The organism is Mesorhizobium sp. P2_E9 (assembly GCF_056403815.1).
Window position 1 is genome coordinate 57,072 of record NZ_JBFUET010000013.1, and the last position, 16,003, is coordinate 73,074.

The 16,003-nt window shown below is 64.4% G+C and carries 11 protein-coding genes; 6 read left to right on the plus strand and 5 right to left on the minus strand.

From position 1 onward, the window contains the following. Positions 1–29: 29 nt before the first annotated feature. A complete protein-coding gene (locus AC1D05_RS23105) occupies positions 30–1,082 on the minus strand; it encodes a CapA family protein (protein WP_477444072.1) in 1,053 nt (350 codons plus the stop codon). A 161-nt stretch (positions 1,083–1,243) separates the two neighbouring features. Between AC1D05_RS23105 and AC1D05_RS23110 the strand changes: the two genes are divergently transcribed. Beyond that, complete coding sequence (locus AC1D05_RS23110) at positions 1,244–2,500, plus strand: hypothetical protein (protein ID WP_477444073.1); 1,257 nt, start codon at positions 1,244–1,246, stop codon at positions 2,498–2,500. Positions 2,501–2,757: 257 nt separating this feature from the next. Here the strand turns inward: AC1D05_RS23110 and AC1D05_RS23115 are convergent, their stop codons facing one another. Continuing rightward, complete coding sequence (locus AC1D05_RS23115) at positions 2,758–3,963, minus strand: clavaminate synthase family protein (RefSeq protein ID WP_477444074.1); 1,206 nt, start codon at positions 3,961–3,963, stop codon at positions 2,758–2,760. A 100-nt stretch (positions 3,964–4,063) separates the two neighbouring features. Here AC1D05_RS23115 and AC1D05_RS23120 point away from each other — a divergent pair, with 100 nt between their 5' ends. After that, complete coding sequence (locus tag AC1D05_RS23120; protein WP_477444075.1) at positions 4,064–4,993, plus strand: LysR substrate-binding domain-containing protein; 930 nt, start codon at positions 4,064–4,066, stop codon at positions 4,991–4,993. Positions 4,994–5,005: 12 nt separating this feature from the next. Here AC1D05_RS23120 and AC1D05_RS23125 read toward each other — a convergent pair whose 3' ends face one another. Genes AC1D05_RS23125 through AC1D05_RS23135 form a run of 3 tightly spaced genes read right to left on the minus strand, consistent with a single transcriptional unit; the run spans position 5,006 to position 9,532 of the window. Beyond that, positions 5,006–5,941: a hypothetical protein gene (locus AC1D05_RS23125; RefSeq protein ID WP_477444076.1), complete on the minus strand. Its 936-nt coding sequence runs from the start codon at positions 5,939–5,941 to the stop codon at positions 5,006–5,008. After that, positions 5,941–8,640, minus strand: a complete 2,700-nt coding sequence (locus AC1D05_RS23130; protein WP_477444077.1) for a hypothetical protein — start codon at positions 8,638–8,640, stop codon at positions 5,941–5,943. Before AC1D05_RS23130 ends, AC1D05_RS23125 begins: the two co-directional genes overlap by 1 nt. 22 nt (positions 8,641–8,662) lie before the next feature. Next, positions 8,663–9,532, minus strand: coding sequence for a protein-L-isoaspartate O-methyltransferase family protein (locus tag AC1D05_RS23135; RefSeq protein WP_477444078.1), 870 nt, complete (start codon positions 9,530–9,532; stop codon positions 8,663–8,665). On the opposite strand from AC1D05_RS23135, the gene AC1D05_RS23140 reads away from it, so the two are divergent. The 4 genes from AC1D05_RS23140 (at position 9,531) to AC1D05_RS23155 (ending at position 15,673) form a co-directional block, all read left to right on the plus strand. Continuing rightward, entirely contained in the window at positions 9,531–9,836 is a 306-nt protein-coding gene (locus AC1D05_RS23140; protein ID WP_477444079.1) for a hypothetical protein, read from the plus strand. The genes AC1D05_RS23135 and AC1D05_RS23140 overlap by 2 nt on opposite strands. A gap of 213 nt (positions 9,837–10,049) precedes the next feature. Then, a complete protein-coding gene (locus AC1D05_RS23145; RefSeq protein WP_477444080.1) occupies positions 10,050–11,660 on the plus strand; it encodes a DUF2778 domain-containing protein in 1,611 nt (536 codons plus the stop codon). Between the two features lie 129 nt (positions 11,661–11,789). Further along, positions 11,790–14,957, plus strand: a complete 3,168-nt coding sequence (gene uvrB / locus AC1D05_RS23150; RefSeq protein ID WP_477444081.1) for an excinuclease ABC subunit UvrB — start codon at positions 11,790–11,792, stop codon at positions 14,955–14,957. Between the two features lie 176 nt (positions 14,958–15,133). Beyond that, positions 15,134–15,673, plus strand: a complete 540-nt coding sequence (locus tag AC1D05_RS23155) for a hypothetical protein (RefSeq protein WP_477444082.1) — start codon at positions 15,134–15,136, stop codon at positions 15,671–15,673. Positions 15,674–16,003 lie beyond the last annotated feature (330 nt).

A 16,003-nucleotide genomic window follows, 5' to 3' on the forward strand; every position in this document is an offset into this window, starting at 1 on the left:
TAGCTGCTTTTGTGAGGGCCGCCAGACGGCTAGGCAGTGACATCCTCTTCGGTTGCCAGAGAAGGAAAGATCGCTCTCAGCCGCCCCTCGACCTTGTCGCGCATGCGGCCCTCCAACCCTGCCACCGGCACCAGCCGTTCATGATCCCCGGCCCGCAGCCGCACAAAGGGATGCAGCCGGTAGGACGCAACCACACCGCGCGTCCCCGCATCCGCGCTGACATCGACGACGAAAATCCCGCCAATGCGCCCCGGCCATGGCTGCCGGGCAAGGGCGGTGCCGAGGAAATCGCCGAGCCCGTAAGCGATGACCGCGTCACCAATCCGTTCCACCGGCTGCACGACATGGGCGTGATGGCCGGCGATCAGCCCGACGCCCTGCCCGGCCAGGCGCATGGCCAATGCCCTTGTTCCGGCGCGTGGAAAATGCCGGAACTCCCAGTCCCAATGCGGCACGGCGCAGAGAAGGTCGAAATGATCGCGCTGCCAGCCTGTCGGGTCCATCGACACACGCCCGGCGAACAGGTTTTCATCGGCATTGCGCCACAGCGTGAAGGCGGCGAAGCCGACATCCAGCGGCCCGACCTTGACCGGCTGCACCGGGCCGTCGGCGGCGAGGCCAATGGTGCGGATGCCAAGCCGCTTCAGCGCCGCCACCGTCTCCTCGAAACCGGCGACGCCCTGGTCCAGAACATGATTGTTGGCCAGCGACAGCACCAGTTTTTCGCGCGCAAGACCGACCGCCGCGAGCGCCTCGGCCAGAAACCGCTCGCTCATCGCATGATGCGTGCCGAGCTTCGTTCCGAGCACGGCGCTCGGCCTGTCCACGACAGGGCTTTCGCAATTGCCGATCACCAGATCGGCAGTGCCAAGCAGCGCCTTGATCGCCGGGTCACAATCCGGCGCCCGACTGTTGGCCACCGCCGAGATGTCGCCGATGAAGGCGAGCCGCACCGTCTTTATCGGCGGTGGCTCCATCAACGTTCCCGCCATCGGCGCAAACCCTTTGGCATCACCGTCGAGCGACGGTTTCAGGAAACGCGGCAGCCAGGACAATTTGTAGGAAAGCGGATAGTTCGACACGCAATGCCCAATCGTTTGCCTTGTTTAGACTGTCTAGTGGCTGGGTTGAAGCCGTCGGCAATCGACGATGTGGACTGCGCGTCGGCGCTGACAGGCGCGATGCCGCAAATAGCCGCAAATCTGTGTATTGTTGCCGGCGACAAATGCATGGGAGGGAAAGTATGACACGAATAGCAAGCCTGATGGCGTCCGCCTTCATTTTGCTTGTGCCATTGTCTTCGGCGCATGCCGCCATGCCCGAAGCGGCAACCGCTCTGTTCGAGGCGAAGACCGTGGCCGCGCGTGACAGCGCCCTGTCGACGCTGGAGGCCGCCGCGCCAAAGGACCCGGCAGCGGCCTATGCCGCCGGCGCCGGCGAGTTCTTCACAGCACTCGAGTTGCTGGCCAGCGGCCTGCACCGCCATGGTTTCGAAAGCCCGCAATCCTTCATGCTGCCGCTGATGCAGCTGCCGGTGCCATCAAATCCCAACCCCGAGCCGCTGACCTATGAAGAGTTCCGCGCCATATTGGTCGCCTTCCGCGACCGACTGGCGAAATCCGCCGCCACGCTAGGCTCGGTGCCCGCCGATGCCGATATCGGCATGGTCATCGACCTCACCCATGTCGGCATCGACCTCAACGAGGACGGCACCATCGCGCCCGATGAAAGCATGGCGGCGATCATGGCCGCGCTGTCGCGCGGCAGCATCTCGCAGGGCGATACCGCACCCGCGCTCACCTTCCGCTTCGACCGCGCCGACGGCTATTGGCTGCAGGGCTATGCCGAGTTCCTGATGGCGCAGGCCGATTTCTGGCTGGCGCATGATTTCAGAGGTACTTTCGACGGCTCCTTCCACATGCTGTTCCCGCGCGCCAAGCTGCCGCTGCAGGACATTCTCGTGCCGCCGCCGAGCGAGATGGGCTCGAGCATCTTCTCGTCGGAATGGCGCATCGCCGATTTCATCTCTATGGTGCACATGATCAACTGGCCGGTGGTCGAGCCGGAGCGCCGCAAGGCGGCCCGCCAGGAATTGCTGGAAATGATCCGGCTGTCACGCGAGGACTGGAAGGCGATCCGCGCCGAGACCGACAATGACCGCGAATGGCTGCCCGGCCCGCAGCAGAAGGGTCCGAACCCGCTCACCGGTCTCGAAGTCGGCGAGGAACAGGTCCAGGCCTGGCTCGCCACCTTGACCATGGCCGAGGACCTGCTCGAAGGCCGCGCGCTGCTGCCGCATTTCCGCATCACCGGCAAGGGCATCAACATGAAGCGCTTCTTCGACGAGCCGAAGAACTTCGATCTGGTGCTGTCTATCACCGGCCCGGGAATCGCGCCCTACCTCGAAAGCGGCAAGATCCTGACCAGCGAGGATTTCGACCAGATCCAGCGCGAGTTCGGCGGCGGCGGATTTTTGACGTTTGCGCTGTGGTTCAACTGAGCGGCCTATCAGAACTTGGGTTCCTCGCCCCGCAAAGCGGCTATGCTATGCACACATTTTCTGTGACTGGCGCGACTGATCGGCGCGAGGCTTGATTGCCACGTGGTTCCCCCAATCCGTCGCTGCTTCGCAGCGCCACCTTTCCCCCCTCCGGAGGGAAAGGAAAGGAGCGTTGCTGGACGAGCGTTGACGGCAAAAGCTTGGCGCCTTTCCTCTACCCCGTCGATCGGGGGCGAGGAAGCCCTGCCCCGTGGCCCTTAGAAAATCGCCCCCTGATACAGCACCGCCTCCGCCTCCTCCGGCGCGAACCGTCTGGCCAACGTCCGAAACGCACTATGCACGCCGTCGCGGTCGATGTTGCAGCTTCTGAGATGGCGCACGGCAAGCGTCGGGTCGAAGGCGCTGCGGCCGTGCAGGACGCGCTGATTGTCGAAGACCAGCACCTCGCCGGGCTGCAACTGGTGCTGGAACTGGTTCTGCGGATCGCACATCAGCCGCGTCAGTTCGGCCAGCGCCTCGATCAGACCGTCGATCCGATCCAGAGGCGCCCATTGCGGCGCCAGGCAGCGGTCATTGTAGCGGATGCCGGTGACGGCGCCCGCAGCATCGAGGCTGATGACATGCGCCTCGGCACTGAAGAAGACTTCGCCGGCGTGCTCGCGGTGAAAGGTGACGCCGTGCCGCGTCAACAGATCGAACAGCTCCGGCGTGCGCGTCCGCATCCGTTCGGCGACGTGAAAACCGTCGACCATCAGCGAGGTGCCGCCGGTGCCCGCTCCCGTGCGGATGGCGTGGAAGAAGATGAAGCCCGGCGGTGCATAGCGGAACGGCTCGTCGGTGTGCGGGATTTGCGCCCGTGCCGTCTCGCCCGCCACCCGCGCATCCGGCCGCGAGATCAGGTCAAAGACCTTGCCGTAGCTGGTCTCGCGGATTGGTCCATAGCGGCCGGCAACCCGCGCCGTCGCTTCCGTCTCGGCCGGAACGCCGGTCAACATGGCGATGCCGTGATCGCGCAGCGCCCTGAGCGACTGGAACAGCGCCTCGTCATCCGCGACCACCGCATTGAAAGCGAAGCGGCCAAGCCGTGCGGCGAGGTCGCTGTCCCACAGAAGCGGCTGAAACCGGACGGGACCCGAGCTGTCGATATGGGCTGCGAGCAAAGCCGCGCCGTAGTGCGAGACATGCCCGTCCTGCCAGATGGCGGTGACCTGTCCGGGCGTGGAGACGTCGAAGCTTTCGACATGGACAGCCTCGCCGACATCGGCCGGTGTCAGCCACCTCTTGCCCGAGGCGGTGTCGCCGCATTGCTCGCATTCGCAGGCGAGCCGCAGCCAGCGCGTCGAGAGTTTGCCGGTCCGGCCGTCCGCCAGATCGACAGCGACATGTGCCCCTTCGGCGCGTATGGCGCGGATCGGCACGACAGCATGTCTTGGCTGGCTTGCTTGCTTTGGCGTGTCGAGCATCTGACGTCCCCTGCGGTTGAATTTCTTCGACAAGACTAGGCAAGGAAAATCCCCCGTTCAAACGAGTTCCCTTCCCCAGGTTTTGAGATAAATTCAAAACATGACGACGTTGAAGGATTTGCCGCTTTCCGGCTTGCGAGCGCTGGTGGCCGCCGCCAGGGCCGGCAGCTTGACGCGCGCCGCCGAGGAGCTGGGCGTCACGCCCGGCGCCATCGGCCACCAGATCCGGCAGTTGGAGGAGCGGCTCGGCGTCAAGCTGGTGCGGCGCGAAGGCAATGGCATTGTGCTCACCCGCGCCGCCGAGGCCGCCTTGCCCGACATCGACCGCGGCTTCGACGCGCTTGCCTCCGGCATGCGCCGGCTGCGTTTCGAACGTCGGGCCGAGACCTTCACCATCTCTGCCGATCCATCCTTCGCCTCGCTTTGGCTGGCACCCCGGCTCAGCCGGGTGCGGACAGCGCTGGGCAAGTTGGACGTCCGCATCGTCGCCTCGATCGCGCTCGACGCCATGGCCGAGGAAGGCGTCGACCTCGCCATCAGCTATCGCAGGGGCACCGCCCCGGACCTCGCCTCGCTCGACCTGTTCACCGAGCGGGTGATCCCGGCCTGTGCGCCCGCTTTGGTTCGCGACCATGCCAAGCCGGATGCGGCCGAGGTGCTGGACAGCATGCCGCTGCTGCACATCGACCCGACGATGGGCGACGATGTCTATCCCGCCTGGCGCGACTGGTTCGCTGCCGCCGGCCGCCAGCCGAAAGGCATCGACCAGGGTCCACGCTTCGGCCTGACCATCGTCGCGGCACAGGCGGCGATCGCCGGCATGGGCGCTTTACTAGCAAGCGAACTGGTGCTGCGGCGCCATCTCGAGCCCGGCCATCTCGTCGAAATCGCCCGCGACGTCCCGGCACTGGCCATCAAGCGCCGTCTCGTCTGGCCAGAGCATGGTCCAAAGGCGCGCCGCGCCGCCGCCATTGCCGCCGAACTGGCAGCCATTGCCGACATCGGCATCGATGGCGCCCTGCCCGAGTGAGCCCAGCTGAGATTAGCGTGCGAACCCGTGCAGCCGCCCTAGCAGCCACTGCAACGGATTGCCGACGAACGCCCGCGTGACGAACGTATCGTGGGCGGCATCCGAGGCGAGGAAGGCGATGGTGCCGGCTTCGAGGCGGCGCGGCGGGTCGGAACTGGCATTGATGCCCTGGCCCGCCAGCAACTGCCTGATCTCGGCATTGCCGGAGGCCGAGGATTTGCCATAGGCGCTGACGAAGAAACTCTTCCGGTGCTGCGCGATCCAGCTGGCGAAAATGTCGGCCTCGTCGAACACCGCGTCGAGCAAGATGACACCGAGCAGGCGTCCGCTGATGTCACCGTTCTTGAGAATGGAGGCGGCCGGGTTGTAGCCGCCACTATAGGCGACCAGCACCACCGGCATGGCGTCGAACCTTGCCGCCTTGGCACCGGTCAGCTTGGCCAAGCCTTGCGCCGCCTCGGCCATAAACCCGGCAAAATAGCCCGGCGTCCAGAAATTGCCGGCGCTGGAATCCTGCGCATTGCTGGCGAATTGCGGCGCCACCAGCACGGCGTTGAGGCCGGAGGCCTCGACCTGGGCAACGACCCGCTGACGGCCGACGACATCGCGCTGCAAGGTGGCGCCATTGCCGTGGAAGAACACGACGATGACCGCTGGCTTGGCCGGATCGAACCCTTTCGGCACCGCCAGCAGCGTCGAGCGGTCGGAATAGGTCTCGTCCTCCCAATAGATGCCGCCGCGCGGTGAGGTGTGGCCACGCCTTCCATCCGCCGCCGTCACGTCGAGAAATGGAGCGGAGCCATCGGGCAGCTTGCCCCGATAGGGAAACGGCGACGCCTTGAACGGCACGATGGTCGAGATGGCCTTGTGCAAGCGCGCCCCCTGGCTCGCCACCGGAAACGCCGCCGTGGCCAGCAATCCGGCAACGATGGCGCGCCGGTCCGGCATCAGGCTGGCACCAGGCGTATGGCCGGCGCCTTTGACGGCAGCAGCACCGCGAAGAAGGCCGGAATGGCGATGAGATAGGCGATCGCCGACCATTGCAGCACGGCGCTCAAGCCAAAGCTGGTGGCGACGATCGGCACCGCGGCCGAGCCGATGACCGAGAAACAGCCATTGATGCCCCAGGCCCAGACGAAGAGATGCTCCTTGCCGAGCCGCGCCAGCCAGGTCATGGCGGTGGCCATCGGCATGCCCATCAGGAAGGCCGGCGGCGACACCAGCAGGAAGCAGAGCAGCAGCCGCACCGCATAGGGATAGGCGCCGATCCAGTCGAGCACCGGCGACAGGTAGAAGCCATAGGCGAGCAGCAGCACGCAGATCGCCAGCAGCACCACCGGCAGCAGCGTCCTGGCGCGGTCGAAGATGCGTTCGGCAAACAGGCTGCCGAGACCGGAAAACACCAGCATTGAGGAGATCAGCACCGAGGCCGACACGGTCGGATTGGCGAGCGCCACGGTGAAGCGGCTGATCAGCCCGACCTCGACCATGATGTAGCCGAGGCCGAGGCAGGCGAAATAGAGGATGGTGCCGAGCTTGCCGCGCGAGCGCGAGAACACGATGCGCCAGCCGAAAAGGACCGGCAGCAGCACCAGCGATGCCGCCGTGATGCAGGCGATGCCGAGCGTCGCCCAGATCAAGAGATAGCCCCAATCGTCCTGGAACAAATCGAGCCGGTCCAGTGTGCGCGGCAGGTCGGCGACCTTCACATAGGCGGCGAAATAGGGCTGGTCGTTGCTGAGCGCCCGCGCGTCGAAGACATAATCGCCAGCGAGTTTTTCCCAGCCGCCGGTCAAAAGCGCGTGCCAGGTCATGCGCTGCAGTTCCGTCGCCGGCAGCACCTGGGGGCCGGCATCGCCGCCGGCGCCCGCACAGGCATCGAGCGTCGGATCAGCAGGTGCCGTCGGGTCGCAATCGGGATTCCCAGGCGCGGTCGGGTCGGCAGGCGCATCGGCGGCCGGCTGGGTCAGCGTTGCATCCTCGCCGCTGCCGAAAATCGAGGCACGGTAATCATCGAGTACCTTTTGCGCGCCCGAACCGTCATAAACCATTCCTGGATAATAGACTTCTTCCCAGGACATCGACTTGGTGTAGTCGCGCAGCGTCTTGATTTCGGCCTCGCTGAAGCCGCCGCGCTTGAACAGCACAGTCGTGGTCGAGAGGTAGCTCGACACGGCGAAGATATCATTGGCGGCACCTTGGCTGTCGAACGTCCTCGCCGCCTCGGCGATGGTCGAATAGAGCTTCAGCACCGACTTCGGCGGCTCTTCCTTGTTCCACAAGGTGACCGACAGCACGCCGCCATCGGCCAGCGCATGCATGTAGCTCAGCATCGCTTCGCGCGTGTAGGCATATTTCTCCGAGATGGCGAAGCCGCCCGGATTGGACAGGCCGACGCTGTCTGCGAGGCTGAGGTCGATGACGTCGTAGCGCTCCGTCGTGTTGGCGAGGAACAGGCGCCCGTCATAGTCGATCACCTTGAGCCGCGGCTCGGCCAGGATGTCGCCGGTAACATCCCTGAGGATCGGATCGCGGAATGCCCGCAACGTCATCGGATTGCTCTCGGCAACTGTGACCGAGGTCGAACCGGCATTGAGCGCGGCCTGCGTGGAGATGCCGCCGCCGAACTGCACCACGAATGTCTTGGGCTTCTCCTTGATGACATAGGGATAGTGCATCGGCAGATAGCGGAAATAGACCTGCTCGGCCGGCGCCAGATTGCGCATGATGCCTTCCGGCCCGTCGCCGTCGCGATACATGCCGACATAGGTGTTGGCCGGCACCTCGGGCATGCCGAAGGCGGCATTGTCGCTCAAGCCGGGCGCGAAATGCATGTAGGAGCTGGCATAGACCTGCAAATCGCCGAACGGCGAGATGCTGCGGTAGATGCGCTTGCCGTCCGGAAAGTTGCGGGCATAGGCGACGCCCTTGTACTGCGACACGGCAATGTCGGGGATGCCGAGCAGGCCGGGCAGCAGGAGGTAGCCGGCGATCGACAGCGCCGCCACGACCACGCCGGCGACAACGCTCTTCCACGCGCCGAACGCGAAGAACCACAGCAGTGAACCGGCGGCCCACAGCAGCAGCGGCACGACGATGATGGTTTCCGGCGCGAACAGATAGAGCGACACCAGCACGACGATGCCGGCGAGCCCCGAGCCGGTAAGGTCGGCGAAATAGACGCGGCCGAAGGCGGTGCGGCTTTTCAGGAAGACGATGCCGAGGAAGAACGCACCAGCCAGGAACGGCAGGAGGTAGAGCAGGAAATTGGCCAGCAGCCGCCATTTCTGCTCGGGATCGGAGACCAGGAAGATGGCGTTGAACGGCACCGTCTGGGCAGCGAGGTTGGCGCCGACGGCAAGCGGACCGATCAGCAGCAAGGCCGCGGTGGCCGCACCTTGCCAGTGGCGGTCGAACCAGCCCTTGCCGGCGAAGATGACGACGCTGGACAGCGAGAAGCCGAGCATGGCGAGGCTGACCACCAGCGAGCCGAAATGCGACCAACTGCCGACGGCGAACACCCGCATGACCGCGATCTGCAGCGCGATGATGGCGCCGGCGATCAGCCCGACCGCGAGATAGTGCGCGAGCCGCGGCGCCTCCAGCGAGGCGATGCTTGGTCGAGAGGTCGATACGACAGCCGTCATTCAGGCCCCTTGATGCGGCAACTCAACCGTTGTGCGTGCCGACGATCTGGTCGCCTTCCAGCTTGGTGAACGGCACGAACGGCACCACCTTGCCATTGTAGATGTCCGAGCGGACGATGTTGAACGTGCCGTCGGCAAGCTGCTGCTTGATCACCTTGAGCACGTGCTGGGCGCCCGGTGGGCCGACCGGAATGACCATCACGCCATTGGGCTTGAGCTGCTGCAGCAGCGACGGCGGAATGTGGTCGATGCCGCAGGTGACGATGATCTTGTCGAACGGGCCGACGCTTTCCCAGCCATAATAGCCGTCGGCATTGCGGCTGGTGACCGAGCCGAACACGCTGTAGCCGCGCTCGATCAGCGCGTCATAGGTGCGCCGCGTGCGCTGCGCCAGCGGATTGATGATCTCGATCGTGTGCACCTTGTCGGTGAGGTTGGCGAGATACGCCGACTGGTAGCCCGAACCGGTGCCGACCTCGAGCACGGCCTCGCCGAACTGCACGTCAATGGCCGTCGTCATGCGTCCGACCAGATGCGGGCCGGAAATGGTCACGCCATAGCCGATGTCGAGGAAGGCATGGTCGTAGGCGCGCGCCAGATTCTGCGGCAGAACGAATTCTTCACGCGGCGTCGAAAGGAAGGCGCGCTTGTTGCGGTCGTCCAGCACATCCTTGTTGTAGACCATGATCTGGAAGCGATCGAATCGCTCGGCCAGCAACTTCGGATCCTCGCCGCGATTGGCAACCATCCAGTCGATGAAGGTTTTTTTGTCCTTGAACGGCACTTCGGCGTTGCGGTCATAGGCCACCGGCAAGGCAGCCCTGACCGTGGCCGGAAGAATGGAGAACGCCGCCGCACCCGCCGACAGCGTCAAGAAATCCCGACGCTTCATGGAAAAAAACTCCAAAAGTGGCCTTTGCCGCCCCAAAACCAAGCACTTCAACGGGATTGCACCGCCTCCCAAACGAGTCAATGGCCGTCGGGAGGCGGGCGTCCGGGCCGGAAAAATGTTGCAAACGGGCAACAGTTTTTGCGATGCAATCGGCTTTTTCAGCACCGTGCAATGGCGCGCCGCATTGCCGCAGGGCTCGCTGGAGCGCCTTTGTCTTAAATTAGCAAGGGCCGTTTTGCTTGACTCGGCCGGCAAAAACAGGCAGCAAACCTGCTTCGGAAGGGCTGAAATACCGCGTGCATGATCGTGGACGAGCCTTTTTTGGCACAAAGTCCACGTCTCTCGGTTGGTTTTGAGAGGGATTGGTTAACCAACTTTGTCCATATTTTGAAGCAATCGGCAATCAACGACAGGCGCGGCAAACGCGTCGGGGACCACCCTGGGATCACTCGCAGAATGGTCGTCGCGGCTGACAAGGCCACGTACGGGGATAACCGATTGGAGCGAGATTGGTTGCATGGCGTTGTCGAGTAAACACAAAATAATCTGGGACCAGCGCGAGGGCGGCGAGTTCGTCGATGCGCAGCGTGCCCCTTCCTTCAACCCGAAACGGATCGTCCGCTGGGTCGCTGTGCCCGGCGCCAGCGCCGCCGTCGGCCTGTGGCTGATCGGCACCATGGCCGGTCTCAGCTCCGTCGGCGCCTCGCTGTCGGCGACGTCGGGCGGCGGCCTGCCGCAGACGCTGGCCATGCCGGGCTCGCTGGCGATGGCCGATCCGCTGAAGCAGCATTTCCTCAGATCCTCGGCGCCATTCGTGCTGGCCAATGCCCATGGCGGCGCGCAGGCGCTGCACGACCACGCCGTGCAATGCGGCGCCAGCTGCTTCAAGCTGGCCAGTGTGAGCCCGCTGGCGGTGAAATCCGCGCGCCTCGTGGCGCATGCGAAGCCCGAACAGCCAATCCTAGTGTCGAAGGCGCAGGAGCGCTTCGAACGCATGGAAGCGTCGTTGTCGCCGACCAAGCTCGCCGCCGCCTTTGCCGGCGCCGGCAAGCCGGTGGCCGTGGCCGACGCCCGCCCCGTGATTTCCAGCATCGGGGCGCAGATCACCGAGGCATCGCTGGTGCCGTCTGTCCAGGTCATGGCCAGCCTGTCGGATGACATGCCGGCTCCGGCGGCGGAACGTTTCGCCCGTGCCGATACCGTGGTCCAGACCGCGCTGGCCCCGCAGGGCTTTGCCCAGTCGCAGACGCCTGACAACACACAGCTGGCGCTGGCTCTCGTCGAGTCGATGCCGGTCGAGGACGAGGCCTTCGCCTCGCCGCTGCCGATGACCGAATCCTCGGCCGATGTCGCCGTCGCGCCTGTCGAGACCGAGCAGCAACAGCCCGGCGACGCCGCCTCGCTGCCGGATGCGCTGACCGACGGCGTGCCGCTGCCGACCCGCCGCCCGCAATACGATGCGCCGCAACCCAAGGCGGTGGAGCAGGACAAGCCGGCGCCGCAGCCCAAGATCTCCCAGCCCAAGATCGTGCAGCAGAAGCCTGCGCCACAGGCAAAGCCGGTCCAGCAAGCCCGGCAGCCGACCCGGCAAGGCCGCGATGGCGGCGATGTGTTGGCCTATGCCAAGCCGGACACGCCTTCGGGCGGCCTTGGCCAGGCGTTCAGGAACCTGTTCAACGGACCGAACCCAGGAAGCGGCGCCGGCCACGGCGTCGCCGTCTATGACATCAGCGCCAAGACCGTCTACATGCCGGACGGCCAGCGGCTCGAGGCGCATTCCGGTCTCGGCGCCATGGTGGACCAGCCGCGCTATGTCCACGTGAAGGATCGTGGCCCGACCCCGCCCAACACCTACAATCTGTCGCTGCGTGAATCGCGCTTCCATGGCGTCGAGGCCCTGCGCCTGACCCCGGTCGGCGGCGGCAACAAGTACAACCGCAACGGCCTGCTTGCCCACACCTACATGCTGCGCGGCGGCCGCGCCGAGTCCAATGGCTGCGTCGTCTTCAGGGACTACGCCCGCTTCCTCGCCGCCTTCAAGAAGGGTAAGGTCACCCGCCTCGTCGTGGTGCCGCGCCTGAACGGATCGCCGACCCAGGTGGCGACGGACAACGCACGCGGCGCCTGACCACCACAGGCAGGCATCCCCCGATACCTGACTTCCTCCTGACAGCCTTCTGTCAGGAGCCGCATCCGGGCATGCGCCTCGCCGCATCCCGCTCTTCCCATTTTGGCCAAGACTCACCATATTCGGGGCATGGCCAAATCCCCCGACAAGAGAACGCCGCCGACGGCGGATGACGACCGCGCCGCGCCGAAGCGGCGCAGCCCATTGACCGATTTCCTCGACGCCTCGGAGCCGCTGCACAGAGGCGGCTTCGCCGAGATGCCGCAGCCTGAACTGTCGGGCACGCCGCTGACCGGTTCGATCGCCGACTGGGCCGAGCAGATCGAGCAGGAGGCAGAGAAGGAAGGGCGCCAGACCGGCAAGGGCGGCAAATCGCCAAAGCCGTCGAAGAAGATTCCCGAGCGCTCCGCCGCGCCCGGTCGCAGCCCGCGCGGCACTTCGATGGGTGGCGCGGCAACGGCCAGGGAGCGGACCGCGGCCGGCCTCAATCCGGTCGCCGGCCTCGATATCTCGCTGGAAGACGCCGAGACAATGGCCTCGAGCAGTGTCACCGCCACGGTGGCGGCGCTGTCGGCACTGATCGAATCCGGCAATCCGCTGCACAAGGATGGCGTGCTGTGGACGCCACACCGCCCTGCCCGCCCTGAGAAATCCGAAGGCGGCATTGCCATCAAGATGGTGTCGGACTTCGAACCGGCCGGCGACCAGCCGACCGCCATCAAGGATCTGGTCGAAGGCGTCGATAACAACGACCGCACCCAGGTGCTGCTCGGCGTCACCGGCTCCGGCAAAACCTTCACCATGGCCAAGGTGATCGAGGAGACGCAGCGCCCTGCCCTGATCCTGGCGCCCAACAAGACACTGGCGGCGCAGCTCTATTCCGAGTTCAAGAAATTCTTCCCCGACAACGCTGTCGAGTATTTCGTCTCCTACTACGACTATTACCAGCCGGAAGCCTACGTTCCGCGCACCGACACCTTCATCGAGAAGGAATCCTCGATCAACGAGCAGATCGATCGCATGCGCCATTCGGCGACGCGCTCGCTGCTCGAGCGCGACGACGTCATCATCGTCGCCTCGGTGTCCTGCATCTACGGTATCGGCTCGGTCGAGACCTATACGGCAATGACCTTCCAGATGCAGATCGGCGACCGGCTCGACCAGCGCGCGCTGCTCGCCGACCTCGTCGCCCAGCAATACAAGCGCCAGGACGTCAATTTCGTTCGCGGCTCGTTTCGCGTGCGCGGCGACACGATCGAGATCTTTCCGGCCCACCTGGAAGACCGCGCCTGGCGCATCTCGATGTTCGGCGACGAGATCGAGCAAATCACCGAGTTCGACCCGCTGACCGGCCAGAAGACCGGCGAGTTGAAGAGCGTCAAGATCTACGCCAACTCGCACTATGTGACGCCGCGCCCGACACTCAACCAGGCCATCAAGTCGATCAAGGAAGAGCTCAAGCACCGTTTGGTCGAACTGGAACGCGCCGGCCGCCTGCTGGAAGCACAGCGGCTCGAACAGCGCTGCCGCTTCGATCTGGAGATGCTGGAAGCCACGGGCTCCTGCGCCGGCATCGAGAACTATTCGCGCTACCTCACCGGCCGCCAGCCCGGCGATCCGCCGCCGACCTTGTTCGAATACATTCCCGACAATGCGCTGGTCTTCATCGACGAAAGCCACGTCACCGTGCCGCAGATCGGCGGCATGTATCGCGGCGACTTCAGGCGCAAGGCGACGTTGGCCGAATACGGCTTCCGCTTGCCGTCCTGCATGGACAACCGGCCGCTGCGCTTCGAGGAATGGGACGCCATGCGCCCGCTCTCCGTCGCCGTCTCGGCGACGCCGGGCGGCTGGGAGATGGAACAGGCCGGCGGTGTCTTCGCCGAGCAGGTCATCCGCCCGACCGGACTGATCGACCCGCCGGTCGAGGTGCGCCCGGCGAAAAGCCAGGTCGACGATGTCGTCGGCGAGATCCGCGAGACCACCAAGGCCGGCTACCGCACGCTGGTCACGGTGCTGACCAAGCGCATGGCCGAGGACCTGACCGAATATCTGCACGAGCAGGGCGTGCGCGTGCGCTACATGCACTCCGACATCGACACGCTGGAGCGCATCGAGATCCTGCGCGATCTGCGCCTCGGCGCCTTCGACGTGCTGGTCGGCATCAACCTTTTGCGCGAGGGCCTCGACATTCCCGAATGCGGCTTCGTCGCCATTCTCGACGCCGACAAGGAAGGTTTTTTGCGCTCGGAGACGTCGCTGATCCAGACCATCGGCCGCGCCGCCCGCAATGTCGACGGCAAGGTCATCCTCTATGCCGACCAGGTCACCGGCTCGATGGAACGGGCGATGGCCGAAACCAGCCGCCGCCGCGAAAAACAGATGGAATGGAACGCCGCCAACGGCATCACGCCGGAATCGGTCAAGTCGCGCATCTCCGACATTCTCGATTCCGTCTACGAGAAGGACCACGTCCGCGCCGACATCTCGCAGTTCACCGACAGCGCCGGCGCCATGATGGGCAACAATCTCAAGGCGCATCTCGACGCGATGGAGAAACAGATGCGCGACGCCGCCGCCAATCTCGACTTCGAGAAGGCGGCCCGCATCCGCGATGAGATCAAGCGTCTGCGCGAGATGGAACTGTCGATCTCCGAAGACCCGCTGGCCAAATATGCCGACATGGAAAGCCCGGTGTCGGGCCGTGAAAAGGGCAAGCATAACAAGGGCGTGGCCAAGCACCGTACGTCAGAGGAACAGGAGCGTTTCCGCAAGCTCGACGAAGCACGTGCCGCTGAAGAGGCCGCCAAGGCTGCCCGGCCCAACCTCTTCCGTAAGCCCGATCTCGACGAGATGGGCGCCGACGGCGCCGTGCCGGTGAAGAAGCCGCTGTTCGCCAAACCCTCGATAGACGACATGGGCCCGGGCACCGACATGCCGACGCCGGCAGGCGCCGTATCGCGCTCGCTGTTCAAGAAACAGTCGGCCGAAGAGGCGCATGGCTCCGACTTCGGCATTCCCGGCGACGCCACCAAGCCGCTGTTCAAGAAGAACTCTCTGGACGAGATGACGGTGCGGCGGACGGAGAAGCCGGTCGAAGGAAAAGTGCCGGCAAAGCCACAGCCGATCTCCCCCCTTGTGGGGGAGATGTCCGGCAGGACAGAGGGGGGCGCGAAGGATCGCGACGTCGTCAAACCAATCATTCGCCAGCGCGCCGGCATCGGCTCCTACGAGGATCCAGGCGATGCGCGTCGCGAAAAGCGGCGGCCGGGCAAGACGGGACGGCCGGGGAAGTAGCGTTTCTTCGCTTCTCCCTTGCGGAAGAAGGTGGATCGGCACGCAGCGCCGAGACAGCGTTGGTGTTCCTCAGTTGGCGGAAACGATAGGCGCGACTGCGACTCCGCTTCGGCGCGGCCGGTTGATACTGCGCAGGCACGTTGCGAAGTGATGCCCTGCCAATTACGGTCTGATCAATGCGGCAACAAGGCAAACTCCATATTCTGCCCCTGATTTTAGGCAGCGAAGACACGCCGTTGTGGGTGGGTGCCGATCTTGGTTCGGTCCAGAAACACCTCGGTTTTCCCAAATGGCTGTATGTCTACCAGGATCAGCCATGTGGTTTTCTTCTGGGTTATCGCGATCTCGAAATCGACATCCTGACTAGCCGCAATCGAGCGCGCGTCCACCGCATCAGCATCAAGCTTTGGCATATGCCCGATATCCCCAAGCCTTTGCCTTTGAAATGGAGCGGCAACAGCCAAATCGATCTCGATGGCTTTAGCCCGGCAATGACGCTTTCGGCCGCCAAAACACGCGTTGCAAGTCTCGGATTGCAGGGTGAGGAATATACAATGGACAGCGCTTTTGAAACTGTCCGGCGGTTGGTACTTCCTCATGCCGAACTTCATTTCTTCAGGGGAGCAGAAGAACCCATCCTGATGGAATTTCACTTCCTAACACCACAGGAAATCCACCGAACCAAGGGTGACTGGGTATTCCCTCTGCCAGACTAAAGCCTGCCTGCAGAGGAACCACTTGCGACCCACCCCGCCTTTGGTGTAATCGCTCCCTACACTCAACGTCTTGTCTTGAAAGGAGGGCTCACGTGTTTACGTTTCATCGTCACCATCGTCAGCGTGGCCCGATTTCTGCCCTGCGAGCTAGCTTGCAGGGCTGACCAGGACGGTCCGGGTTTTTCCCGTTTCGATTTTTAGGTCTGCCCTTCGTGGTGCCGCAAAACCTGTTCTGATGGACAGCACGCGCACCGTCAAAGTGCACCCGGAGTTGTTTCCGGCAAGAGCGCATGCCCCCGAAAGCCGGATGGTTTTCGGAAAGGATCATGC